Below are 24227 nucleotides of genomic sequence, written 5' to 3'. Positions count from 1 at the left end.
CATAGAATAGACATGCAAAGAGGAGGTAATAGAATTGCCTGCAATCGAAACGTCCGAAAAAAAAATGACAGTTGTAGTTGATGTGGTAAAGAAAAGGAAAACCCGATTCGAGAAAAAGATCAGCCTGTTCGGTCTCATCTTCGCGATGCACTGGATTGTCGGTTTGCTTCTTTTTCACGCCTTTCCGTTATTCATGTCAGCTTACTATAGTTTAACCTCCTACAGCATCCTAGAGCCGGGGGAATTCGTAGGGTTCAATAACTACGCGACACTTTTTCAAGATAAGGTCTTCTGGATCAGTATTTATAATACCTTGTACTATACGGTGATTTTTGTCCCACTGAGCATAGTGATGGGTGTAGGACTGGCCCTCCTTCTGAATTTGAAAATACGCGGTCAAGGCATTTATAGAACGTTATTTTTTATCCCCAGCTTGGTGCCTCCCGTAGCGACGACGATTATTTGGCTCTGGCTGTTAAACCCGCAATTCGGGCTTGTGAACTATTGGTTGGATCAGATCGGTATCTCTGGACCGCCATGGATCGGAAGTGAATCTTGGTCTAAGCCATCCTTAATTCTTATGAGTTTGTGGGGGACAGGGCAAGCGGTCGTTATTTATTTAGCAGGTCTGCAGGATATCCCCCAAGATTATTATGATGCCGCCCAAGTGGATGGAGCTAATGCATGGCAGCGGACGAAGACCATCACGTTGCCCCTGTTAACACCTGTCATCTTTTTCAACTTGATTATGGGCACTATCGGCGCTCTGCAAAATTTTGTTCTGCCTTACACACTCTCGAACGGTCAGGGTACACCGGCCAATTCAATGATGTTTTACGTGATGTATTTATACACGAATGGTTTCGGCTATCTAAAGATGGGATATGCTTCTGCCATGGCCTGGATTCTTTTCTTACTCGTGATCATTTTAACGGCGTTAATCTTTGTCTCTCAGAAACGCTGGGTTCATTATCAAGGAAAAGAATAGGGAGGGAAATCGTCATGGGAGGCACTGGATTTGGAACTGTTCAAAAAGTATTTGCTCATGTCGTGTTAATTGTGATTGGCACCTTTTTTCTGTCGCCGTTTCTATGGATGGTTTCCACTTCACTCAAGGCGAACAGCGAATTGTTTCTCTGGCCTCCTGTGTGGATTCCAAGCGTTATGGAATGGAGCAATTATCCTAAAGCGATTGACTATATTCCTTTTTTTAAATATTTATCGAATACGGTTACGATTGCAGGTCTGGCGACTGTGGCGGTTTTATTTTCTTGCCCACTTGTCGCTTATAGTTTAGCTAGAATTCCATGGAAAGGTGCCAAGCCGCTTTTTGCGATTACGCTCATTGTCATGATGCTGCCTTACCAGGTGACGATGATTCCTATTTTTATCGCATTCAAAAATTTTGGTTGGGTAGGGACCAATATTCCGCTATGGCTGCCGGCATTTTTCGGTGCTCCGTTCTTTATCTTTCTGCTCCGGCAGTTTTTCATGGGGTTACCGAGGGAGCTAGAAGACGCCTCTCGGATTGATGGTGCCTCTGAGTTTCGGATTTATTGGCAAATCATGCTTCCGCTATGCCGTCCCGCTTTATTGACAATTGCACTATTTCAATTCATGGGCAGTTGGACGGACTATCAGGGACCGCTGATTTACTTGTCGGATGAGAGCCAGTATACACTGATGCTCGGTATGCAGGCGTTCAAGTCCCAACACGGTGCCGAATGGCAGATGATGATGGCTACGCTGGTCATGATAACGCTGCCGATTATCCTTCTTTATTTCCTCGTTCAAAAGGCGTTTATCCGAGGAATTACTTTCTCAGGAATTAAATAAATCAGGAGGGGCAGCAGCATGATGAAGTTTAATGAAATGATCTATCGAGCGACTGGATATAAACCTTTTTGAATAGAAGGATGAACCAACAAAAGGAGAGAACAAAATGAACGTACAAATCGGAATGCGTATTCCACCGAAGATCGGCGCTGAAGGAATGGAAAAAGTAGCCGCATGGGCCGTTAGTGCAGGTCTGGGTGTGCTTGATGTCCCGAAACTGAATCCGGAAGTCAAGCAAGTGTGCGACATAGCGGGAATCGGCATTGGCTCCGTCGATGCGGCACATACTGCCGCGTTGTTGAGTAAAAATGAAGCCCGACGGGAGACAGCAGCGGAAGCAGTCAAGCAGCAGATGACTGACATGGCTGCGCTCGGCGCAAGGGTGATGTTCATGTGCCTTGTACCTGAGGATCATACGACTCCTCGCACGGAGAGCTTCGCCATTTGGAAGGACACCTTCCCAGCGCTTGTTCGTCACGCCGAACGCCAGGGGGTCTACATCGCCATCGAGGGCTGGCCGGGACCCGCTCCCCACTATCCGACAATCGGATGTACGCCGGAGATGTGGCGGTCTATGTTTGAAGCGATACCTTCCAAGCATTTCGGCCTCAATTACGATCCTTCCCATTTGGTGCGGCTCGGTATCGATTATTTAAGAGCTTTGACAGAATTCGGTGAGCGTATCAACCATTGCCACGGGAAAGATACGGAGATTCTGCATGACGAGTTGTACGAATGCGGCGTCTTACCGACGACTTTCGGCGCAAAATATGGATTCTCCGAAGGCTCGTGGCGGTATACGATTCCCGGACACGGCGCGGTGGAATGGAGTAAAGTCGCCGTGAGACTTGACCGTCTGGGCTATCAAGGAGCAGTCAGCATTGAGCTAGAGGATCACAGGTTCTGGGGGACGCTGGAGAAGGAGCGGGAAGGAATCGTCAAGGCAGCGGAGCATTTGGCTCTGTATTTCAAATAACGGCTGGAGAGAAGGGAAAGCAGCATTAATTACAGGCGGCGCTCGAGGACAGGGGTTTGGAGTTTGTGCATACCTTGTCCATTGCAGGAGCCCATGCAAACCTAGCTTTTGCCATATCGAAATTTAGTATTTCGAATAGACATTTCAATACTTTTGTGGAGGGAAATTACATGGGAAAAGTTCGTTTCTTAATAATTGGTGTGGGTGGAATGGGAAGAGAGCACGTTCGAAGATTGCTGCAAGTTCCCGAAGCAGAAATTGTAGCGTTGGCGGATCCTTCCGCTGCAGCAATCGAACAAGTGACTGAGCGTTTTACCGAGTTGAAGACTGTAGCGGTTTATACGGACTACCGGGAGGCTATCTCACAGGCAAAAGCAGATGCAGCCATTATTATCTCGCCGCACAGTATGCATTATGAGCAAGGAATGGCATGCTTGGACGGCGGCTTAAACGTACTGATGGAGAAGCCGTTTGTCGACGGATCCGAGAACGCGGAACGCATCATTGCCCATGCGGCAAGTGTAAACAAGCATCTCGCTGTTGCCTATCAGCGTCACTTGATGGGCCCATACATCTATATTCGCGAGTTGATCCAAAGTGGAGAACTGGGAAAAATCAATTACATTTGCGCTTATCAGGCACAAAGTTGGCTGAAAGGTACGACAGGTTCCTGGAGGCAAAACCCTGTATTATCCTGTGGGGGGCAGCTAAATGATTCCGGAAGCCATCTTCTTGACGTTGTGCTTTGGGTTACCGGTCTCGAACCGGCAAACGTGTCTGCTTTCATCGACAACCGTGGATCGCAAGTCGATATCGACTCGGCCGTCACCGTTCGCTTTCGGGAAGGCGCAATTGCGACTTTCAATATTGTCGGCAGCGCCAGCATCGGTTGGCATGAGGATGTGTCTATTCACGGCGATCAGGGAACCGTATTGTACCGTAATAACAAAATATTCGTCGCCAAGGAAGGGCAAAGAGAACTTGTCGAAGTATCGGAAGAGCTTCCGGTTTCCAGTGATCCAAATCGCGATTTTGTTGATCTCATCCTGGGCAGGGTGAACGAAGCCGCTGCGCCATCCAGCTGCGGTTTAAGAATTGCGCGTTTGACGGAAGCGGCTTGGAAGAGCGCAGCTAACGGAGGTCAAGTTATCCATATGTAATCATTGATCTCCGATGAAGTCAATGTTAGCAGAGCGTAATGTTACTGTAAACAAACACTGCCAAACGAAAAAAATGGCAGTGTTTGTTTTTTATTGTCAGGTGACATATCCATTCCCGATTTTGACAAGAACACATCTCTTTCCCATAAGTTTAAAGCGCTATAATATTATCATCTAAAGTTATCCAAATGGTGATAAATATGGTGGTAGTTGGCACTCAAAAGATAATCGTAAACTCAGTTGGGCTACACTTTCACTAAAATGCGGGATGAATTTCAAATACTTGTCCAACGCCTTCCCGAACAGCAGTCGGTCTATGGATCGGTTGTCGTTGTTGCATGGATGGAGAAGGATTCTTTTGGGAAATATTGAAATATTACAAAAGTACATCGTATACTGATAGCAAACATGTCCATAGTGATTTCTTAGAAATCTATTGAACTATTCGGGGAAGGAGATAACCGCTTGAACGTTTTTATTATTATTCTCATACTATTGGTTCTGATCGGCGTATCGAATGTCGTGAACCGCTTCGTTCCGTTCATTCCCGTCCCCCTTATCCAGATTACATTAGGCGCCATACTGGTGGTCGTGCCTCTTGGCATTCACTTGCAGCTGGAACCGGAATTGTTCTTCCTTTTATTTATTGCCCCGTTGTTGTATAACGATGGAAAGCATACACCGCGAGATGAGCTTTGGAAATTGCGCGCTCCGATTCTTCTTTTGTCGGTGGGTCTAGTTTTCATAACGGTGTGCGTCGTCGGATATGTCGTTCACTGGTTGATTCCTTCGATCCCTCTTGCAGCCGCTTTCGGGTTAGCAGCCATCCTGTCTCCAACAGATGCCGTAGCAGTCAGCTCTTTAGCCGGGCGGATTCATTTGCCTAAAAGCTTGAAGCGGCTGTTAGAAGGAGAAGCCTTGATGAACGATGCATCGGGTCTCGTTGCCTTCAAGTTCGCCATAGCCGCGGCGGTCACCGGTGTTTTTTCTTTACCGAAGGCAGGTCTAAGCTTTCTCGTCATCTCCATTGGGGGCTTAGTGATCGGAGCTCTGGTCGCTTTTCTTATCATCGGCATTCGTCAGCTGCTGCGCCGAGCAGGACTTGAGGATGAGACGATGCACATGCTGCTGCAAATTTTGACGCCTTTTCTGCTCTATTTGATTGCCGAGGAACTTGGAGTATCAGGAATTTTGGCGGCTGTAGCGGGAGGTCTGGTGCATGCGATCGAGAACGAACGTATGGCGTTTACGATGCCGACTCTCCAAAATGTATCTAATGCAACTTGGTCTGTCATTTTGTTTGTTCTAAATGGATTGGTCTTTGTCCTTTTGGGTCTGCAAATCCCGGGCGTATCCCGAACGATTCTAAGCGACCCGAATTTCGATAATTTCAAAGTCATCGGTTATGCAGTTCTCATTTTTGTACTGTTGTTGCTGCTGCGTTTTGTTTGGACGCTTCTGTTCGCTAGAGGAGGGCGCTGGTTTGGGAATAAGAATCAAGAGGTACCCAGCCTGCGTATGCTAACATTAACAGCTATTTCCGGTGTGCGTGGAGCGGTGACGTTGGCCGGTGCGTTCTCCATTCCGCTAGTCCTTCAAAATGGCGCTCTCTTTCCTCAGAGAGATCTCATTATTTTTCTTGCGGCGACCGTCATTCTATTCTCGCTGTTGACGGCGAGTATCGTTCTGCCGCTTCTTGCAAAGAAGAAAAGCACAGCGGGTGATGCCGAGAGAGAACGTATGGAGCGCGAGTGGCAAATCGAGGTCATGGCTGCCGCTGTGCGGGCACTCCAGAAGACCAGCACCGAGAAGAACGAGGTCGCTGTAGACACAGTGATTGGCGACTATAAACTCATGATGCAGCAGCTTGGACAAAAGGATGGCAAATGGAAACGAATCCCGCGCTTTCAGCAGGAAGAAGCAGGGATACGCCTGCTGGCGCTGGATATAGAGCGCAAATATGTGAACGAACGTTTGGAGAACGGGCAAGTTAGCCGTGAACAGGCAAATTATTATTTGAACATGCTGGAGCAAGTAGAGCTCATTCTAGCCAATAAACTGGATCTAGGCAAAGTCATCGTCAAGAACATCTGGCGACGCTTAAAAATGCTGATGACGTCCATCTCCCAGCCTCATCTGGTGACTAATTACATCGAACCTGATATCACTGCGATTCGCACGCTGAAAATGCAATGCAGCCAAGCTGTCGTCGATGAATTCTCCAAACGCTGCGCCCTCCAAAGCGATGATGCAACCGAAGGCGTGCTGGACTATTACCAGCAAATGCTGGATAGGCTGCGCAGATTCACATTCGGCTCGCGGCGCAAGGATGCGTCATTCAACGATTGCCGACGCGAGCTCCACTGGATTGCCATACAGGCGGAGCGCGATGCGGTGCAAGTGTTTTTCGAGCGGGGAGACATCACGCGTGATATAGCATCTTTGCTGCGGCGAATTATTCGCAACAGGGAAGCATCGCTGTATGAGCTTGAGGAGATTGGTTGATCATGAACGGTAAGAGAATGCCTGAGCAATCAGGCATTTTTTGTTTTTAAAGTGCCGACAACTCTCTGTAATACCTGAAAGATATACTAAAAAAGACGATGAGCATCTAAGAATTATAAACAAGAATACTATAGTCCAGGAAATGCAAATTACTATATGGGCGATTTGGACGCGGTTTTTTTATTATAAGGATACAAGTTCTTGTCTTTTTCGCGTAATGGAGGTAATAAATCATGACAGACTTCATCCTTTTCATCTTCTTCATGCTGACATTGTGTTTATGCATCGTTTTAAACTCACTGTTTTTCATCAACAAACGCATGGTTGCCATAAATAAGAACCTTCGGTGTCGAGATCTACTCATGACCAGAACGCCGAGCAGTGTATTCACATTATCGACATACCCATACCCCGTATGAGTATGTTATAGTTTGCTTGTAAAAATAAATCCCACTCCAAAGGAGAGATCATCTTGAAAATCGCAATCATGCTTTTCGATGGAATCACAGCATTAGATGCAATTGGTCCATACGATGTATTTGCTGCTACACTGAAATGTGAAGTGAAGTTTGTCGCTAAGAAAAAAGGGTTAATTAAACTGGACTCAACTATGGGTTATTTGCATGCCGATTACAGTTTTTCTGAAGTTACTTCAGCTGATATTCTCGTTGTTCCAGGTTGCAGTCCGCCAAATTATAAAACTCCAATGAATGACGAAGAAACGTTAAATTGGATTCGCCAAGTACATGAAACTACGAAATGGACCACGTCGGTTTGTAACGGCTCTCTGATTTTGAGCGCCGCAGGCTTGTTAAATGGAACCGTAGCCACCAGTCATTGGGGATCCTTCGACCTGCTTCAATCTCTTGGAACAATTCCAACCGATGAAAGAGTGGTTCGTCAGGGCAAAATCGTTACAGCAGCCGGTGTCTCCTCTGGTATCGATATGGCACTTCAATTAATAGCATGGGAATTGGGAGAAGATATGAGTAAAGGAGTCCAGCTGATTTTGGAATACGATCCTCAGCCTCCATTTGATACGGGTTCCCCAAAGAAAGCGCCTGCTTTATTGGTAGAACAAATAAGAGGGATGTTACAAGAGTTTGCAAAACGGGAGCCAAATTTATAAAACACAAATAATTCAGCATATTCTAAATAGCGTTATTCCTTCATATATGCTTAAACCAATACAAAAAGTTTACTTTAAGGTTAAGTTAAGAAGCTAACGGGAACGTTAGCTTCTTAACACCGGAAAGACGTATAGCAGGATTCAAATGGCGAATACAGAGCATGGCGGGATAACCACCGTTGCTCTGTATTTTTTATGCCATCGAATCCACTTAGAAACCACACTGTATGATACAAACCGTCTGCGCGGTGAAACAGATCGGAGCGCATAAGGCAGCGAAGATGCCGCATGCGGCCCGGCAATTGTTTCCAATCTGAACACATCTTGCTCTGCAATCGGGATCGGCAGCTGCGCCTCTCCGTCTACGCGGAATCAGCTTCTTTAGTTCACGCTCAAGCTTCGTGAATAGTCGCTTCAGGGCAAACTCGACCGATTTGTCGATGGAGATATTCAACGTTGTGCCGTCTTTGAATCGTACTTTTTTCGTACCCGTGCAAGAGCACCCGTTTTGACAGCCGCAATGAAATTTAATGGGAACGATGGCTTTTTTATTAATAAATCCTCTAGCGGTGAGCTTACCGTTCTTATCTTGGAGAAGGATGTTGGCGCTGGAGATGCCCTTCACTGGTTTACCGAAGGAAGCGATGAGTCTGCTGCTTGTGCGCGTCAGTGATTGGATTTTGATCGTTGCGAGGTTGCATGCATTCTGTGTAATGTTCAGGAAGAAGTCCGAGACGCCACGGCTGGCATTCGTGACCAATTCGATGTTAGCGCTTAAAATGCCTGCTTGCTTGGATCTCAAGCTTGCCGTTGCGAAAAGGGTGGTCGTTCCGTTGACTGTGCGTAACAGTCCGGGCATAGCTATCACTCCCTCAATACGAATAATGTGTGATCTCCCACAACATATTCGGAACCGATAGACTTGGAGTGTGTGATTAACTAGAGGGCTTCAGTAAATTAGGCCTTCTTGGCTGTATTCAGGATGTGGAATTTGGGCGACATAGTTATTTGTCCACTCCGAACACTCCTTAGCCGAATATCTTCATGGTGTATTCTCCTTCAAAGGGCTGAAGGAGCATAGATCATGCCGGGTTTATTTCGAACGATCAGTGGAACGACTGTTGGGACTGGTGGTTAATTTTATTTTTGTAGATATAAACTGCATTGGTTCGCCCCATGTCTCATAAAAGCGAAATGAAATAAACTTACTTCTTTTTTCATGAACGAAATATGTAGAATATCTTTACACAATCTTTATCTGACTATGTTACAAATATTAGATGCGCAATCTTTATAAAAATTTCCAGTAGGTAAATACTATTGTAAATATTCGATGAGAATGTTGACCACAGCGGGGGAGACGATACATGCAGAAAACGATATTAGTTGTAGAAGATGAAGACATTCTACGTGAAATTAGTAAAGATTATCTACTGAATGAAGGTTATCAGGTTCTAGAAGCAGCAGATGGGAAACAAGCATTAACTTTATTCCATGATCATGACGTTGATTTAATCATTCTGGATATCATGCTTCCGGAGTTAGACGGGTGGTCGGTTTGTAGACGAATTAGGAAATCATCCAACGTGCCAATCGTCATGCTCACAGCTAGAGTAGATGAGGATGATACGTTACTGGGATTTGAGCTAGGTGCAGATGATTATGTGACCAAGCCGTATAGTCCAGCTGTCTTACTGGCTAGAGCCAAGCGACTAATCGAGAGCAGGATGAGGGAAGAACGACAAACGACAACTTCTGATTCTTCCAATAGCGATACCATATCAGCAAAAGGACTTCAGATTCATATCCCCTCAAGGGCATTAACGGTTGATGGCGAACCTGTATACCTGACTTATACGGAATTCCAAATATTAGCTTACCTCATGCAAAATAACGGCATTGTCATTACCAGAGAGCAGCTCATTCTGAAAATTTGGGGATATGAGTATGAGGGGGATGATCGTACCGTGAATACGCATATTCGAAATTTAAGAAGTAAGCTCGGGGATAAATCGAAGCTGATCACAACCATTATTAGAACTGGTTATAAATTCGAGGCTAAAGTATGAAAATCAGTATTGTCATCAAACTATTTACGTTGACAACGATGTTATGCCTTTTCATACTAGCGACTATTTATATAGGACAAACGATATTTTTTAAACAATATTACGAGAACAGAAAGGTCAATGAAATTCAGACGAATATCCAAATATTTAAGAATGAGTATGTAAAAGATACAGGAAACTTACTGGCTATTCAGAAGCTAGAGCAAGATTTTTATCGGCAAAATAATACATGGATTACAACCTTAGATAGCCAAGGAAATTTGAGAAATGCAAATGATTTTTATGTAGAGGTAAAAATAGATTCGACTAAAGCGAACAATGCGTATGCTGGAAAAACGATCATGGTACCTCTTTATCAAATGATTAACATTAATGAAGTATTAAATAAAACAAACGGTCAAATGATTGCTATGTTGATTCCCAATGCTCGTGTCCTTATTTCGTTGTATAAACGAGATTCGCAATTAATTCCCTATCGGTTGCAAATGGAAAAGAGCAATGTATTTTGGGTAAATGAGAAAATGACCAAAAAGCTAGATGAGCTCACGCTAGATATTAAGAATTATAAGAAGGTAAATGTAGATTTTCCAGGGATTACACTTAATGGAGCGATTACCAAAGTCCAATTGCCTAACGGGAATGAATCTTCCAGCTATATTTATACAAATAGTTTATTTCTGGACCGAATAAAAGACTTTCAAGCGAACTTGTTGTTTAATGAGTCAAAGACTAATTTGGATAGCCCGCAAATTCTTGATTTCACTCAGAATGACGTCAAGTATAAGCTCTTTATTGACCCGATTAATGATCAGACTGGCATTACCGGCTATATTTTTTCCATGACCTCCTTACAGCCTGTCGATGAAGCTGTTCAAATGCTTAAAGATTATTATGTGTACATGATAGCTTTAGTTGTAATACTGATAATTCTTGCTGCCTTGTACTACTCGAGAAAGATTGCTAGACCCTTATTGAAAATGAATGAAACAACGAAACGAATTGCGAAGTTAGATTTTTCGGAAACGATACCGATTCGATCCAATGATGAAATTGGTGAATTATCGCGCAATATCAACTCACTTTCCCTAACGCTTCACTCCTATATTGGCAAGCTGCAGCAGGACATTGAGAAAGAGAAACAATTGGAACGGACAAGGAAAGAGTTTATCTCGGGGGTATCTCATGAGTTAAAGACGCCGCTTAGTGTGATGAAGAGCTGTATTTCTATTCTTCAAGATGGCGTTGCCGTACAGAAAACAGATCATTATTTCGAAGCTATGAATAAAGAAGTCGATAAGATGAATATCTTGATCGTGGACATGCTGGAGCTTGCTAAGTTCGAGTCCGGTACGTATAAAATGGAGATGGATGCGTTCTGCATCGATAAGCTTATCGAGGAGATCTGTGAGAAGCTATCGTTAGCATTCAACAGTAAACGGCTTCATGTTCATAGGGAGCTTGACTCCGTTGAAGTCATAGCCAATCAGCTCCGAATAGAGCAGGTTATCACCAATTTTTTAACTAATGCCATTCGTTATTCGCCAGAAGATGAACATATTTATGTGACTGTACATGAAGAGCTTAAGAACGTTAAGGTTTGTATCGAAAATAAAGGAGCACATATCCTCGAGGATCAATTGGCGAAAGTCTGGGATCGTTTCTACCGCGGTGATTCGGCTCGCCATCGTTCACAAGGTGGAACAGGTTTAGGGCTTGCCATTTCCAAGAATATCTTGGAGTTACATGGCGTAGAGTTTGGTGCTGCGAATACAGGAGACGGTGTTTTGTTCTACTTTTATTTAAACAAAGCTTGAAATAACCACTTTTCATGACGTGAGGTTTTACGTCTTGGAAGGTGGTTTTTGTCATGTCTTGATCTCATCTTTATCTCATTTCCGCTTTATTTTCATCTGCCTCTTGTAAGCTAACTCTATGAAATAAAAGTTTCAACCAGCTAGAGTTTGTATAATGAGAGGAACACCATCTATGAAAAAGAATGTAACTATTGCCCTTACTTCAATGAGTACACTTATATCCGGCCTTATTTTATATAACGTACAGGCTAGCAGCCTATTTAAGAATGGAACTGCTCAGACAGTTGTACATTCTGCTACTAGCAAATCTATGAATAAAGAAAGCCGTATTTTAGAAGGGAAAACGATCGTCATTGATGCAGGACATGGTGGAAAAGATGTAGGTGCAACAGGCCAATCAGGCGTCCATGAGAAAGATCTAGCGCTGCAGACAGCATTAAATATTAAGCAGGAATTAGCTCGAAAAACGGGTGCGAAGATTGTTTTGACTCGTGAGCAGGATGAGTTTTTGACGCTTGCGGAGCGAGTGGAGATCGCCGAGAAGAATGCTGCCGATCTATTTATAAGTATCCATTTTGATGCATTTACAAGTCATGACGTAGCTGGTATTACGACTTATTACAATAAATCAGCAAATAGACTATTAGCAACGACAATACATGATGAGATTTTCGAACAAAACATCGATACCAGAGATCGTGGTGTTGCACAGGGGGACTTCTTCGTAATTCGAGAAAATCAGAGCCCATCCCTTTTACTCGAGCTAGGCTATATATCCAATCGAGCGGATGAACAGCGAATTCAAACGCAAGATTTTCAAAACAAGACAGCAGCTGCAATTACCGAAGGCATTATTTCTTATTTAACATAACCGTTTTCGATGACAGAAGGATACTAATTTCCGTATGTCGGAGATCTATTCCCCAGAAGATTTCATTGCTCGCAATTCCTTTTTTATACAATGGAACTGTCTATCAGAAGCCGCATGCAGCTGATCAACAATCAGGAGTGGCATTTGGTGGTATCCAAACCATTGCCATGAACGCTAATTCAACGATTAAAGCAACCGCATGGGACTTCATGAAATTTCTATTATCTGAAGAGATGCAAAGTATACAGCAACAAACTGGTTTCCCTTTGATGATATCCGTCAATGAGAGACATCATGAATGAGCTTGTCAGCAAGGCAGAAACAGGTGAAAAATTCGAACTTGGTAGTATAATAATGGGAGTAAATATTTGGGAAGTAGGATATGTAAATGAAAAAGATATTGATAATTGATGATGAAGCAGGTCTTCGAAAACTGCTGGCGGATTATTTTGAAGTTAACGGGTATCTTGTATTGACGGCAAAGGACGGCAATGAGGCATTGCGGCAAGTAGAAAAGCAACCGGATATTATTTTGCTGGATATCAATATGCCTGAGATTAACGGTCTTGACGTATGCAGGAAGATCCGGAGTTTTGTGTCCTGCCCCATTTTATTTCTTACCGCACGTGTAGAAGATGCAGATAAAATATCCGGTTTTCAGGCTGGAGGAGATGATTACATTCAAAAGCCGTTCAGCATTCATGAACTGGGCGCCAGAGTGGATGCCCATTTACGAAGAGAAATGCGAAATCAAAAGAAAGCTTCGGTAAAATTTAGCGACGATCTGGTCATAGATTATTCAGAGCGAGCGCTTTACTGTAACGACATACAAATTTCTTTAGCTAAAAAGGAGTTTGATATCATAGAGCTTCTGTCCACACATCCTGGAATGGTTTTTGATAAAGAACGCATTTATGAACGGGTATGGGGAACGGAGGAAGAAGGTGACAGCTCCGTGATCGCTGAGCATATCAGGCGCATTCGATCTAAAATGAAAGAGCATGGCTGCGAAAAAAAGGTAGAAACCGTCTGGGGTGTAGGATATAAATGGCGAAAATAATAAGCTATCTTCGACTGAAGAATATGACCATGCTGCAATCCTTCGTCGCATTAAATTGCGTGTATTTAGTTGCCGTTTTAACAGCCATTGTGTTCGAATTCGATTGGGCCGATCGGATTCGGCGACGCTTTGCCGATCATCCTTCCGGAAACGATTGGGTTATAACTGCTCAGATTATCGCGATGCTGTTGACGATAGGAATCGGATTAGTCTTGATAGCCAGCCTTTTTTATAAACTGAAATTGAAAAAACCTTTGGAAATCTTGATGAGCGCATCGGAGAAAATATCGTCGAACGATTTGGGGTTTCATGTTTCCTATGATAGCAAGGACGAAATGAGCGAGCTTTGCCGTGCATTTGAAAAGATGCGCAGTCAACTGGAAAGCAATTTCAAAGCCCTTTGGCGTTCGGTCGAGGAACGTAATCAGCTCAATGCCATTTTTGCCCATGACTTGAGAACGCCGCTTTCTATCATGAAAGGATATTCCGAGTTTATAACCACCTATCTGCCGCAAAAAAGAATTTCCGAGGAAAAACTTCTGGACACGATCAAAACGATGGAAACCCATATTTTGCGTATGGAGCGTTATGTAGAGTCTATGAACTCGATTCAAAAGCTGGATGATATGCCGATAAACAAACAGGAGATTGAATTCGACACATTAATCGCCTTACTAGATAACAGCGCGAGCCGGATCGCAGACCAAAGCGGCAAAACATCCGACTCGTGCAGATCTGCAGATTCCACATTGTTGTTTGTCGACATGGATCTCGTCATGCAGGTTTTTGAAAATATGGTGGCAAACGGAGCGCGCTATGCTTCCAATCAAGTGAACGTCGATTACCTTGTTTACAACGGCATTTTTTCCATAACGGTCATCGATGATGGATCCGGATTTTCCGATGTTGACTTGCGGAAGTCTGTTCTCCCTTTTTATCGCGGAGTGGAGCCGGAAGCGAATGAGCATCAGGGGTTAGGGCTTTACATTTGCAAAGTACTCTGCGAAAAGCATCAAGGTGGCTTACAGGTCGCAAACAGCTCCAGTGGCGGTGGAAAAGTAACCGCCAGCTTTATATGCCATGTTGATAAATAGTTGATATTTATGGGTTAGCATTTCCTTATCTCAAGTTAAGGAGTGTTAAAGATGACTGTCACGCGTAAGATAATACCTGTTTGCTTAATCTGTTTGCTTCTTGCGATGTTTATTTCCGCATTGACTTCTGCCGCTGTTGAATCCCGAGGTACAACAGAGATCGTGGCCGAAATTGATGACTATGTTAAGAAAAACATGGAAGTCAACCATATTTCCGGTGCATCTCTTGCAATCGCATATGGGAAAGATTTGCTTTATACGCAAGGCTATGGCGCATATTCCAATGGAAGAAAAATTACCGCCACGACGTCCTTCCCAATTGCCTCTTTGAGCAAATCCATGACGGCGCTGGCCGTATTGCAGCTCGCGGATAAGGGGCTGATCGGCCTTGACGCTCCGTATGTCTCATACTTTTCCGACATCTCGCCCGCGGACGATCGTGTCAACCGTATCACGATCCGGCACTTGCTAAATCAGACAAGCGGCCTTAACGATAATGTGAATCCCGACATGACAAAATCCGCTCAATTTCAATCATTACAAGAGATAAAAAAATCTTTGGACCTAGTAACCCTTGCCAATGTTCCAGGTGAAACATACAGCTACCACAACCCGAACTACCAATTTCTGGCATTACTTGTTGAACAGATTAGCGGGCAGCGGTTTTCCGAATATCTCAATGATCATATCTTTGCGCCATTGAGGATGAATGATACTTTTAGCGTCAGTACCACGAAACAAATCAATGAGAATCATACAATTCCGCAGGGACACTATCTGTTGTTGGGCAAGCCGATAAGTACAGCTGAACCGTTATGGTTTATAGATGGCCCGGCCGGCGTGATTTCCACTGCAGAGGATATGGCAAAATGGATGCGTGCGCAATATGATCCTCGGCTTCTCTCCCCTAGTCTCATGGAACAGTACCATGCTGCCGGGCAACACGCCACATATGGTATGGGGTGGCTTGCTTCCAATGATAACGATTGGGGCCGGACGATCTCCCACTCAGGAATTTTCTGGACTTACAAGGCAGAAGAAACCGTATATTTGGAGAAGCGACTTGGTATCACCATGATGTTCGACACAGGCATGAACGCTTTCGTTGATTATTCCGCGTTTGTAAGAGGAATTGCCCAAATCGTGGATGGAGGAAAGGCCGAAATTTCCCTCATCAACAGCAGAAACATGGAAATCGCGATGATTCTGCTGATGGCGGGAACGCTCCTCTGGGGTGGGTATTCGTTCTACCGGCTGAAAAAGAACAAGAATCGGCTCACGGCATATCGCCGAAAACTGATCTTCGCATCGGTAAGGACTTTATTCCCCGTGCTTGTTCTGTTGTTTCTATCGCCCATTTTGTCCTTCATCGGAGGTGGGAGGGTTGTGCCATGGAACGGAATATGGATGACGATGCCATCTCTTATTTTATGGTTAGTAATACTGTCTCTGGTAAATATAGTAAGTTTAATCTGCCGTTGCCGTAGACAGGCATTAACAAAGCAGTTGGGATTATTGGGGCGATCAAAGGAGTTCACAGTAAATCGCAAATAGAATTACAGAATGGATAAATCCAAAAAAAAACTTGCCAATATTGGACAGTGAGAGAAATAGTTTCAGGTGCATATAAAGCAATACCATCTCTTACTAACACCATTGTCAGGAGTCACTTTTTGCTATATTTCAAAAAAAGAACCCGGTCAAGTAAACCGGGTTTGTTGATGGTTTGATCGTATTTGACCGGGTACGTAAAAGCTTTACTTCGATTTCTTTTGTTCTCCAGTTTTACCTGATGACGTGGCATGCTTTGGGTTGTTAGTTTCTTTAGTTTTGCTCATGTTTATTGTTCACCTCCTGTCTTAATCCATAAAAGTATTTCTCCAAACCGTAATCCTTATTAGAAAAATGGTTGTGTTTCGTGTACGGGTTTTTAATCCCCCATGCTGATTGAAAAAAAGTTTTTATTTAAATATCTCTCTGTAGCTTTTGATAAAGAAGCAGATATTGTTGAGTGGAGTAATTTTTTCATAGAACATCCACTTTCCCAGCAAATGGGCATTCTTGCGAAATCAAAAAAGGATATTTTCAAAGGAAATGTGAAATATCTTATTTCATTGAGTTATAGACTGGAAATAGAGTTGTAGACTGAGAAAATAAACTATTAGACTCAAACGGCAGCGCTCAATGGATTGGATAGTGCAGGATGTAAAAGTAACAGTCAGTAGTAATAGATTTACTTTTTTGATTTTTCAGAAAATATGTTTACAGGAGTGTGAATACTTGTTATCATAATTCCAATATTTGAAAAGCGAAGAAGAGGGAAGTACATAATTGAATTCTTTCACAGAGAGCTCCGATAGCTGAAATGGAGCAAGAGTTCTTTATCGAAGAAAGCCTCTGAGCAGCACATCGGAACCAATTAGGGGATGGTGTGACGGGAGCTCCTGTTACAGAGCTAGAGTATAAGCATTCTTATGTAATGCCGTACTTGAAGAGGCTTATAGGGTAATCTATTTGCGAACCTGGGTGGTACCACGAGAAATACACAATCTCGTCCCTGAGACAATTGTCTTGGGGGCGGGATTTTTTTTATTAAGAATGTCAACGATCAAATAATTACTTTATTTTTAGGAGGGTGTTTATATGGACAGTTTGGAAAATGTTAGAAAGTTTTATGATGAATCCGTAAACTATGAGTGGCGGAGACTTGATCGGCATAAAGTGGAATTTGAGCTTACCAAGCGCTACATAAACCGTTACATCAAGCCGAATGACCGTGTGTTAGACTTAGGTGGTGGACCTGGAAAGTATTCATTATACCTATCGCAGCGCGGCTGTCATGTTACATTAGCGGATCTTTCCCAGAATAACGTGGATTTTGCACTAAATAAGGCAAATGAGCTTAACCTTCCGCTGAGCGGTCTGCGGGTTGATTGTCGTGATTTATCGGAGATCCAAGATGGTCAGTTTGATCATGTTCTTTGCATGGGACCGATGTATCATCTGCAAGAGGAACACGATAGGGTTATTACAATTAATGAATGCTTAAAAAAATTAAAACCTAACGGAATGATTTTCGTAGCTTTTGTTTCTTCTTATTCTTTCGTGTGGGATTATCTGATTGGTAATCCAGGTATGATCTTAAATGAGGAGAGGAGATTACAGCTAAATACCATAGTAAACGATGAGAATTTTTCAGGTCATGGGTTTTCAGATAATTACTTTATCCGTCCTAGCGATGTGCTTCCCTTTTTCCAGCAGTTTGAATTGTATAAACTCCATTTACTTAATTGTGAAAGCTTTTTATATTTGCGCGAACCAGAACTTCTTAGTCAATCACCTGAAGTGGTAGAAGCCTGGCTGGACTTAGCTGAGCAAGTATGTGAGCGTGAGAACTTACTGAGTTTAGCTGAACATCTGATGTACATTGGAAAGAAACACTGATGGAAACAGATTCACCCATTTAACTAACGGATAAGTATGACAAGTTCTGCAATAAGTGACTAACATCGTGAAAGGCTGTAGCCATCTTTTAGAAAGGGATGCCAACGGATATGTCACTCGGCTGAAAAACTGGATATGGTGAGAATGCTCGCATTAGAAGCGAACTGACGAACTTCCGAATGTACAGGTCTAAAGTTAGAGCATACAGAAACGTATGTACCATCAGAAGATAGAGTGAGCAGCGTAAAGTGAATGAAAAGAACGATCATTTTCCATACGTGAATTCCACCGATCAGGTAGAAATGTGGGGAACATCGCCTCGTCAAGGAGGGATACCACAGTGCAAGCTGCTAGGATGACAAAAAGTAAATATCCTTGAGTAACGAGGAACAGTGAACAAATGCTTTTAAAAGGTTCCCCTTTCGGTAATCATATACCAAAAGGGGTGTTTTATATTGTGGATTATAAAAACAGAACATAAAAGAGATGAAGATGGTGGAACTGTAGCTCTAGAACTAGAAACCGATGATAAGCGTCTTGATGTTAATGTTAGATGGGATGGTTGTACAGAAATTCACGTATATTCAGTTACTGAAGAAAATCGTGAACTTAATGATACTTTTCATACGTGTGATTTAAAAGGATTTATCGATACGTTGCAGAACCTTGATAACGTTTGTCAGGATTACTTTGGTGAGGGAAGTTATTGGGAAAGGAAAAAAGATGAAGAGGAGTAGAGCACGTGTTTCCGCTAATGACCCGCATAGTGCGGGTTTTTGTTTTTTTGTTTGGATAATTAGGGCGTTCAATTAAAGAGCAGCTTAATGTAATGAATCTCCTAAAAGGAAATGAAATGTGTCCATTACAATCATCCCGCAGGTGGTGTTGAGCCAGGCGAAACCTTTGTTGAAGCTGTGAAAAGGGTGTCGGGTGGAAGTCGGACCTGCTGCTTTTGTTTACGAATATCAACCAACTAAAAGCAATTATATTTATGGCGACACCCATCTGTGGGTATTACATTTGAATGTGAAATAATATCAGGTTCATATCCCAAACTTCCACAAAATCCAGATACTAAACAAGTAGATGTTAAACGGATACCGATTTTTAGATGCATTCGATTCAACTGTACCCAGAAATTAACTAAGACTTTGTTGATTTCTACAGCGGTAATAAGTATCGCAATTATGTTGAAGAACAAGAGATAAAACACAAAAAGCTGTTTCGGAAAACTTTAGCTTAATAAGCAACTTAGACACGGCTGCCGGCATGGATCGGCAGCCGTGTTATTCTAACGGGCAGTATTCCTATTATGGATCTTTTTTTAATAAGTTTTCTAATACTGGTAATAAATCCATTTCTTTAGGAACATTCTAAGAATAAATGAAGTATTGGGGGCTACAGTTTGGAAGGACTTACATGGCATATCATTTGGAAATGTTCATTTATTGTCGGCTTCGGCGTAATTTTGTTACGGTGGTCTGGCAGGAAATCGATTGCTCAAATGACTGTTGCTACTACAGTAGTTATGATCTCCATTGGAGAACTTATGGCGCAAGGTATCATTGAGAATTCTGTGTTGCGATCGATTGTAGCCGTTGCATTATTTGTCGCAATCCTATTTCTTATGGAAGTTTTAGTGCTCAAAAACAAATGGATGGAACGATGGATAACCGGAAAACCTGCAATCATCATCAGAGACGGCAAGGTCGACGAAAAGCAGTTGAAACGAATGCGCATGACCTATGGGCAGTTAGAAATGAGATTGCGACAACATAGTATAACTCGAATATCCGATGTAAAGACAGCATCGATCGAGGTCAATGGGGAACTTGGCTACGAACTGAAGCCTCAAGCTCAATTCCTTACCATGAAAATGTTTGAGCAGTGTATGCAGAAATGGGGCTTGATCCCGGTGAATGACCACACTTACGTTGAAAATATTGTGATTGAAACCCCAAACATATTCACTGAAAGCCTCGAGCTTAGCGAAAAAGACGGTCTAACTGACAACAGACCATAAATTTTCATTTATATACCACTTGAACGCAAAGTGTGCCCCAGAATGATTCGATAAATGGAAAGTGGAGACAACTGGCAGGATGTGACTGGTGTTCGTAGTTGAGTTATGAGGTCAGCCTTCGCGCATAGTTCTCTAAGATGAGACGAACACTATTGGGGTGATTTGCCATATGTGCCGAAATTATTTTGAAAGGAGCTTCTAATATTGAACAATTTTCGCCTACTTTAATATGCCTGACCAGGCAAAAGAGGCGACGGATTCGAGCATGCGTTTGAGTACATCGATGGCTATGCGGGCACCGGCATTCAAGAGCTGGACAAGCTGGGAGCCACCATTTCTGGCGACTTCCCTAGACTTGGCTACTTAACGCTCGGCGGTGACTTCGACGATCCCGATGCCGGCATACTCGCGACATCCAGCGTCAATGCAAGCAGATACAGCTCGGAAGGGCCCGAGAATTGGGTAAGCGGCCGAGAAATGGCCAAGGCAAAATCATTCGAGAATAAGATGAGGAGGCGCTAAGTTAATGTCCAATAAAAAAAGCTACTATGCATTTGAGGATCCGCTTAGCACCACAGTTGAATTTCAAGCCACTAGCTTACAACAAGCTATGGTGATTATAAAAAAGAAGGCTCAAGAACTGGGGATTCCCAAAGAGGCTTTTGAACTCACAAGCATACGCAAGAAACCAAGTCAGAGCGCATAGCCTTTTTCGAGTGGCTTCCCTCATAACTTAGATTTAGCATGCATAAAGCTATGACGATTTCATCGCAAATTTCAATCTGCATTTTTCAATTCACTAGGGGCATGAAGCCAAAAAATCAAAAGCCGTTTACCGCACGTAGAAGCGGTGTCGGGTGAAAAGAACATATATGGGAAGAAGCCGCTTATTTGCGGCTTTTTCATTTTAACGATATTCTTGTCAAAAGCCTGTAACAAGAACTTATATCGTTAACCGAATTAGGAAGAAGAAGCGCGATTATTAGCGCAGAGGTTTGCTCAAACAGTCGGGGCATCAGATGGAGCAGAAATGTTGGATATTGAAAAAGGTGAGATAATCCTCAAAATAAAAAAACCAATGAAACACGATTCTTTTTATCCGCGATAATCATAATTATCATAAATCAAAAGACTGGAAAGTTAATTTTTAACAATCCAGTCTTTTGATTTAGAATGAATCTATTGTTACATCAAGCATACCAAAGCACTTTCAAAAGATGCATTGTATCCAAAATACGAATTTAGAGTTTTAGGAGTAGTAGAAAAGAAGAGTTGCTTCTTCAAATTGATTGATTAATTATTGTTCATTTCTTGCTGCTTGTCTTTTGGAATTTTTTGAGTCAATAACTTTTCATAAATTTCTGAATTAGATTGGATGTTTTGTTTCTTATTTTTTGGTTTAAGCATACGTTATCACCTCCAGTATCTTCTGAAGTAATTTTCCCTAGTTTCTATCTAAAATGTATTATGTAATGTATTACGAAAGTGCCTGAATTTATCACCTCGATAAGGACCAACTCTTAAGAACAATGCATATAAAAGAATAATCTATAACGAATGTTGAGTAGGCGAATACACTATTACAGTTGTATTCACCTTTAAATTTATAGGAGGATTTTAAAAAAAATGAGCAAATATACGCATCTGGCTTGAGATGAAACGATAGATAAGCATGAACTCAAGGCGTTCCAAACAAATGGTTTAATCAATTAAAACGTATGCTTAATAGTGTTAATAATCCAGCTTTAAAAACTCTTTATGTTCAAACCTACCCCTCCATCAATTATTAGCAAATGATGTATAGAATGCTCAACGTGCTTTATCTATGTAATCTTTATAATTCGTAATGTAACATATAGGCATTTATAAATAACTTAACACTTTGGCATTAATCAAATCTTATTATGAAGTGGAGTTTATAAAATAAATCCAAGTGTGAATTATAACGATTTATGGTAATCAATCGTATTCCATAAAATGAAAAGAATGCGCATGTGTTATAGTAGAAAAACTCCGAGGTAGCATGCGCTTTCTATTTCGTTAGTGCGAATATAACGAAGTTAGGCAATCTCTCCATGGGGCTTAATCCAATAAATACATAAAGGTTATGGTGTACGGATTTCAGGGTTATATCGGCTCAATTAACGAGGGACTAGCTTATAAACAATAGCTTTCTGAGGTGCTAGTGTGTTGATGTCGATACCTTATTGGGAAGAATTGAAGGATTGAGTGGATGAAGAGAATGTGGTACATTCGTATCCATTATAATCTCATTTATATGTACAAGGTATATGAGAAGTAATGAGGTGAATAGAGCATGAATTACATCGTTATCGATCTCGAATTCAACGGTAGGCAGCATTATGACATTTATCCTATGGAGATTATTGAAATTGGGGCTGTAAAATTAAATGAGCAGATGGAAATTATCGAGACATTCCAAAGCTTTATTCGTCCTAAATTTCCTTTAAATAGATTTGCATTGCAGTTTTGCGGTATCACAAAAGAAACGTTATTAAAAAGCATGCCTTTTGAAGCGGTTATTAAAAAATTCAAAAAATTTTGCGACACAGATTATAAGCTGATCTCATGGGGCGCCAGCGATTTCTTCACTTTAATGGTTGATTGCAAAGTAAATCATGTTCATACAGAATGGATTACTACTCAATTGTTGGACTTGACGCGGCATTTTGATGGAGGCTTGCAGCAAGCTTTAGAGGATCATGGCCTTCAGTTCATCGGACAAAGTCATTCTGCACTGGATGATGCATTAAATGCTGCGCTTTTATTGAAGCTCAAACCAGGAATCGTAAGTGATATCAACTATTTCACCCCAGATCCTGTGAAAATATGTACGGGCGGCATCAAGAAATGGATCCTTATGTCGCTTGACAATGCTATTGTAAATGACCAGATGTTAAGTTGGGACGATTTTTTAAAGGATCGGAATTCTCAGAAGTATATCGCCATCATGAACTTAGCTGATCACGAAATTAGAATGGTTCAAAATCTCTTTATGAAGTTTGCGCAAATGAAGTATGGTCGTAAAACAAAGAAAATTTTATATGCGTAAATGATGTAGACCCCTATGAATGGGGTCTTTTTGTATTTATCGTCGAACAATAAAGGTAACAATTATTACTACCCAAAGTATAGAATAGCCGATCCACATTAATGTAAAGAATACTTATGCTTACGTAGAACATTTGAATCGAATCAAATAAAGTAAGGGATGGACAATATGATGGATGAATTAACTATACAAGAGGTTTGTAGCTGGTTTGAAGCCAATAAAGACAAGAGCATCATGATTAAAAAAGAAGATCAGGAAGATATAGATCAGATAGAAATTAACGTCAATGACGTTGGACTTATGAGCTTTTCAGACACCTTAGACGCCTATTTATCGCCCAAAGTGATCGTACTACGCGGAAGTGGGAGCATCGAGACACATGATGGTGAAAAGCAAAAGCTTCCTGAAGATAGTTACGAAATTTCTTTCGATGGAAACTTCCATGGTATTCAAAATGAAAAGGGAATGGAGATTCAAACGGATCGCGTCACTTACATGATCACCACTCAATAACCGCAATCATAAAGCATCTGAAGGAGGGTGACTTATGATATATACTTGTCAACATTGCGAAAAAGACACGGACTCTAAAGCCGCGCATAGTATCACGGTTTACCTGGAGGATGGGGTCGAAGACAGTTATGAAATACTTTGCAGTCTATGTTATTCTGAGTGGCTTCAATCATTGAAAGGATAAATGAAGTAAAAAGGGCGGATTCTCAGCCTTTTTTACATTTCCTCTGCAACGAAGCTGAAGTATGATACAACCAATCCAATCTAATTATGATACATACGTTACATTCGAAAAACGAGTATTAGAGACGTCTATTTAGTAGCAGGTGTTTTGGTTATAAGGATCTATTGAAGGGAGATAGTATATAAGTTAGTAAGAATCAATCTTATAAAACTTTTTTGCAATTGGGAAAATAAAACATTGCCTTGTAGTAACGGTCCATGGTATATTGTTTTTCCGGCCGCAAGACGGGCAGGAAAGTAACTTAAGAAAAACAAGTTGCGAAATAAAAATTAGTATGTTTATTGATCATCCGGCTTTGAGAGAATGCGGAAAAACGAAAGAAATTGATCTTTGAAAACTGAACAACGAGTGAGTAAGCACGAACGAGAAATCGTTCAAAAAAGAGATTGCAAAATCTCGCTAGCAACGCAAATGAG

Annotated in this window: 21 protein-coding genes and 1 other annotated feature; of the genes, 20 read left to right on the top strand and 1 reads right to left on the bottom strand. The window is 42.0% G+C overall.

All coding sequences use genetic code 11. From position 1 onward, the window contains the following. Positions 1–34 precede the first annotated feature (34 nt). From ASD40_RS04405 to ASD40_RS04375, 6 genes are all read left to right on the top strand, one after another. On the top strand, positions 35–988 hold the full coding sequence (locus ASD40_RS04405) for a carbohydrate ABC transporter permease (protein ID WP_235549164.1): 954 nt from the start codon (positions 35–37) through the stop codon (positions 986–988). 14 nt (positions 989–1002) lie between these two features. Next, positions 1003–1836: a carbohydrate ABC transporter permease gene (locus tag ASD40_RS04400; protein ID WP_057302124.1), complete on the top strand. Its 834-nt coding sequence runs from the start codon at positions 1003–1005 to the stop codon at positions 1834–1836. A 106-nt stretch (positions 1837–1942) separates the two neighbouring features. After that, entirely contained in the window at positions 1943–2812 is an 870-nt protein-coding gene (locus ASD40_RS04395; protein ID WP_057302123.1) for a sugar phosphate isomerase/epimerase family protein, read from the top strand. A 170-nt stretch (positions 2813–2982) separates the two neighbouring features. Then, complete coding sequence (locus ASD40_RS04390; protein WP_057302122.1) at positions 2983–3972, top strand: Gfo/Idh/MocA family protein; 990 nt, start codon at positions 2983–2985, stop codon at positions 3970–3972. A 465-nt stretch (positions 3973–4437) separates the two neighbouring features. Continuing rightward, entirely contained in the window at positions 4438–6477 is a 2040-nt protein-coding gene (locus ASD40_RS04385; RefSeq protein WP_057302121.1) for a Na+/H+ antiporter, read from the top strand. Between the two features lie 472 nt (positions 6478–6949). Then, on the top strand, positions 6950–7606 hold the full coding sequence (locus ASD40_RS04375; RefSeq protein ID WP_057302119.1) for a DJ-1/PfpI family protein: 657 nt from the start codon (positions 6950–6952) through the stop codon (positions 7604–7606). Positions 7607–7817: 211 nt separating this feature from the next. Here ASD40_RS04375 and ASD40_RS04370 read toward each other — a convergent pair whose 3' ends face one another. Beyond that, complete coding sequence (locus tag ASD40_RS04370) at positions 7818–8465, bottom strand: hypothetical protein (protein ID WP_057302118.1); 648 nt, start codon at positions 8463–8465, stop codon at positions 7818–7820. Positions 8466–8973: 508 nt separating this feature from the next. Here ASD40_RS04370 and ASD40_RS04365 point away from each other — a divergent pair. From ASD40_RS04365 to ASD40_RS04300, 14 genes are all read left to right on the top strand, one after another. Then, positions 8974–9675, top strand: a complete 702-nt coding sequence (locus ASD40_RS04365; protein ID WP_057302117.1) for a response regulator transcription factor — start codon at positions 8974–8976, stop codon at positions 9673–9675. Then, complete coding sequence (locus ASD40_RS04360; protein WP_057302116.1) at positions 9672–11489, top strand: sensor histidine kinase; 1818 nt, start codon at positions 9672–9674, stop codon at positions 11487–11489. Before ASD40_RS04365 ends, ASD40_RS04360 begins: the two co-directional genes overlap by 4 nt. 310 nt (positions 11490–11799) lie before the next feature. Beyond that, complete coding sequence (locus ASD40_RS04355) at positions 11800–12360, top strand: N-acetylmuramoyl-L-alanine amidase family protein (RefSeq protein ID WP_057302294.1); 561 nt, start codon at positions 11800–11802, stop codon at positions 12358–12360. A 65-nt stretch (positions 12361–12425) separates the two neighbouring features. Then, entirely contained in the window at positions 12426–12662 is a 237-nt protein-coding gene (locus tag ASD40_RS04350) for an extracellular solute-binding protein (protein ID WP_057302115.1), read from the top strand. 86 nt (positions 12663–12748) lie between these two features. Continuing rightward, entirely contained in the window at positions 12749–13420 is a 672-nt protein-coding gene (locus tag ASD40_RS04345) for a response regulator transcription factor (protein WP_057302114.1), read from the top strand. Next, positions 13408–14514, top strand: a complete 1107-nt coding sequence (locus tag ASD40_RS04340) for a HAMP domain-containing sensor histidine kinase (RefSeq protein WP_057302113.1) — start codon at positions 13408–13410, stop codon at positions 14512–14514. The genes ASD40_RS04345 and ASD40_RS04340 overlap by 13 nt, the downstream gene beginning before the upstream one ends. Positions 14515–14565: 51 nt before the next feature. Further along, positions 14566–16068 (top strand): serine hydrolase domain-containing protein, encoded by a 1503-nt coding sequence (locus ASD40_RS04335; RefSeq protein WP_057302112.1) that lies wholly within the window; start codon positions 14566–14568, stop codon positions 16066–16068. 386 nt (positions 16069–16454) lie between these two features. Next, positions 16455–16658, top strand: coding sequence for a hypothetical protein (locus ASD40_RS04330; RefSeq protein WP_057302111.1), 204 nt, complete (start codon positions 16455–16457; stop codon positions 16656–16658). A 158-nt stretch (positions 16659–16816) separates the two neighbouring features. After that, positions 16817–17076, top strand: a binding site (T-box leader). Positions 17077–17157: 81 nt separating this feature from the next. Next, positions 17158–17958 (top strand): class I SAM-dependent methyltransferase, encoded by an 801-nt coding sequence (locus tag ASD40_RS04325; RefSeq protein ID WP_057302110.1) that lies wholly within the window; start codon positions 17158–17160, stop codon positions 17956–17958. 455 nt (positions 17959–18413) lie between these two features. Next, positions 18414–18695 carry a hypothetical protein gene (locus tag ASD40_RS04320; protein WP_235549163.1) on the top strand — a complete coding sequence of 94 codons (282 nt, stop codon included), beginning with the start codon at positions 18414–18416 and terminating at the stop codon, positions 18693–18695. 668 nt (positions 18696–19363) lie between these two features. Then, positions 19364–19981, top strand: a complete 618-nt coding sequence (locus ASD40_RS04315; protein WP_057302108.1) for a DUF421 domain-containing protein — start codon at positions 19364–19366, stop codon at positions 19979–19981. A gap of 526 nt (positions 19982–20507) precedes the next feature. Beyond that, positions 20508–20687, top strand: a complete 180-nt coding sequence (locus ASD40_RS04310; protein ID WP_057302107.1) for a hypothetical protein — start codon at positions 20508–20510, stop codon at positions 20685–20687. A gap of 1611 nt (positions 20688–22298) precedes the next feature. Further along, a complete protein-coding gene (locus ASD40_RS04305; protein ID WP_057302106.1) occupies positions 22299–23054 on the top strand; it encodes a 3'-5' exonuclease in 756 nt (251 codons plus the stop codon). 168 nt (positions 23055–23222) lie between these two features. After that, positions 23223–23567, top strand: coding sequence for a hypothetical protein (locus ASD40_RS04300; protein WP_057302105.1), 345 nt, complete (start codon positions 23223–23225; stop codon positions 23565–23567). Positions 23568–24227 lie beyond the last annotated feature (660 nt).

It is taken from the genome of Paenibacillus sp. Root444D2, assembly GCF_001426375.1.
Taxonomy (GTDB): domain Bacteria; phylum Bacillota; class Bacilli; order Paenibacillales; family NBRC-103111; genus Paenibacillus_E.
Note: the sequence above shows the minus strand (reverse complement) of the source record. Positions and strands in the feature narration are given on the sequence as shown.

Excerpts from the sequence above, each read along its gene's own strand:
- ASD40_RS04400 (WP_057302124.1), top strand. The coding sequence starts at position 1,003 with ATGGGAGGCACTGGATTTGGAACTGTTCAAAAAGTATTTGCTCATGTC.
- ASD40_RS04395 (WP_057302123.1), top strand. The coding sequence starts at position 1,943 with ATGAACGTACAAATCGGAATGCGTATTCCACCGAAGATCGGCGCTGAA.
- ASD40_RS04390 (WP_057302122.1), top strand. The coding sequence starts at position 2,983 with ATGGGAAAAGTTCGTTTCTTAATAATTGGTGTGGGTGGAATGGGAAGA.
- ASD40_RS04370 (WP_057302118.1), bottom strand. The coding sequence starts at position 8,465 with ATGCCCGGACTGTTACGCACAGTCAACGGAACGACCACCCTTTTCGCA.
- ASD40_RS04365 (WP_057302117.1), top strand. The coding sequence starts at position 8,974 with ATGCAGAAAACGATATTAGTTGTAGAAGATGAAGACATTCTACGTGAA.
- ASD40_RS04360 (WP_057302116.1), top strand. The coding sequence starts at position 9,672 with ATGAAAATCAGTATTGTCATCAAACTATTTACGTTGACAACGATGTTA.
- ASD40_RS04355 (WP_057302294.1), top strand. The coding sequence starts at position 11,800 with ATGAATAAAGAAAGCCGTATTTTAGAAGGGAAAACGATCGTCATTGAT.
- ASD40_RS04345 (WP_057302114.1), top strand. The coding sequence starts at position 12,749 with ATGAAAAAGATATTGATAATTGATGATGAAGCAGGTCTTCGAAAACTG.
- ASD40_RS04340 (WP_057302113.1), top strand. The coding sequence starts at position 13,408 with ATGGCGAAAATAATAAGCTATCTTCGACTGAAGAATATGACCATGCTG.
- ASD40_RS04335 (WP_057302112.1), top strand. The coding sequence starts at position 14,566 with ATGACTGTCACGCGTAAGATAATACCTGTTTGCTTAATCTGTTTGCTT.
- ASD40_RS04330 (WP_057302111.1), top strand. The coding sequence starts at position 16,455 with ATGCTGATTGAAAAAAAGTTTTTATTTAAATATCTCTCTGTAGCTTTT.
- ASD40_RS04325 (WP_057302110.1), top strand. The coding sequence starts at position 17,158 with ATGGACAGTTTGGAAAATGTTAGAAAGTTTTATGATGAATCCGTAAAC.
- ASD40_RS04310 (WP_057302107.1), top strand. The coding sequence starts at position 20,508 with ATGTCCAATAAAAAAAGCTACTATGCATTTGAGGATCCGCTTAGCACC.
- ASD40_RS04305 (WP_057302106.1), top strand. The coding sequence starts at position 22,299 with ATGAATTACATCGTTATCGATCTCGAATTCAACGGTAGGCAGCATTAT.
- ASD40_RS04300 (WP_057302105.1), top strand. The coding sequence starts at position 23,223 with ATGATGGATGAATTAACTATACAAGAGGTTTGTAGCTGGTTTGAAGCC.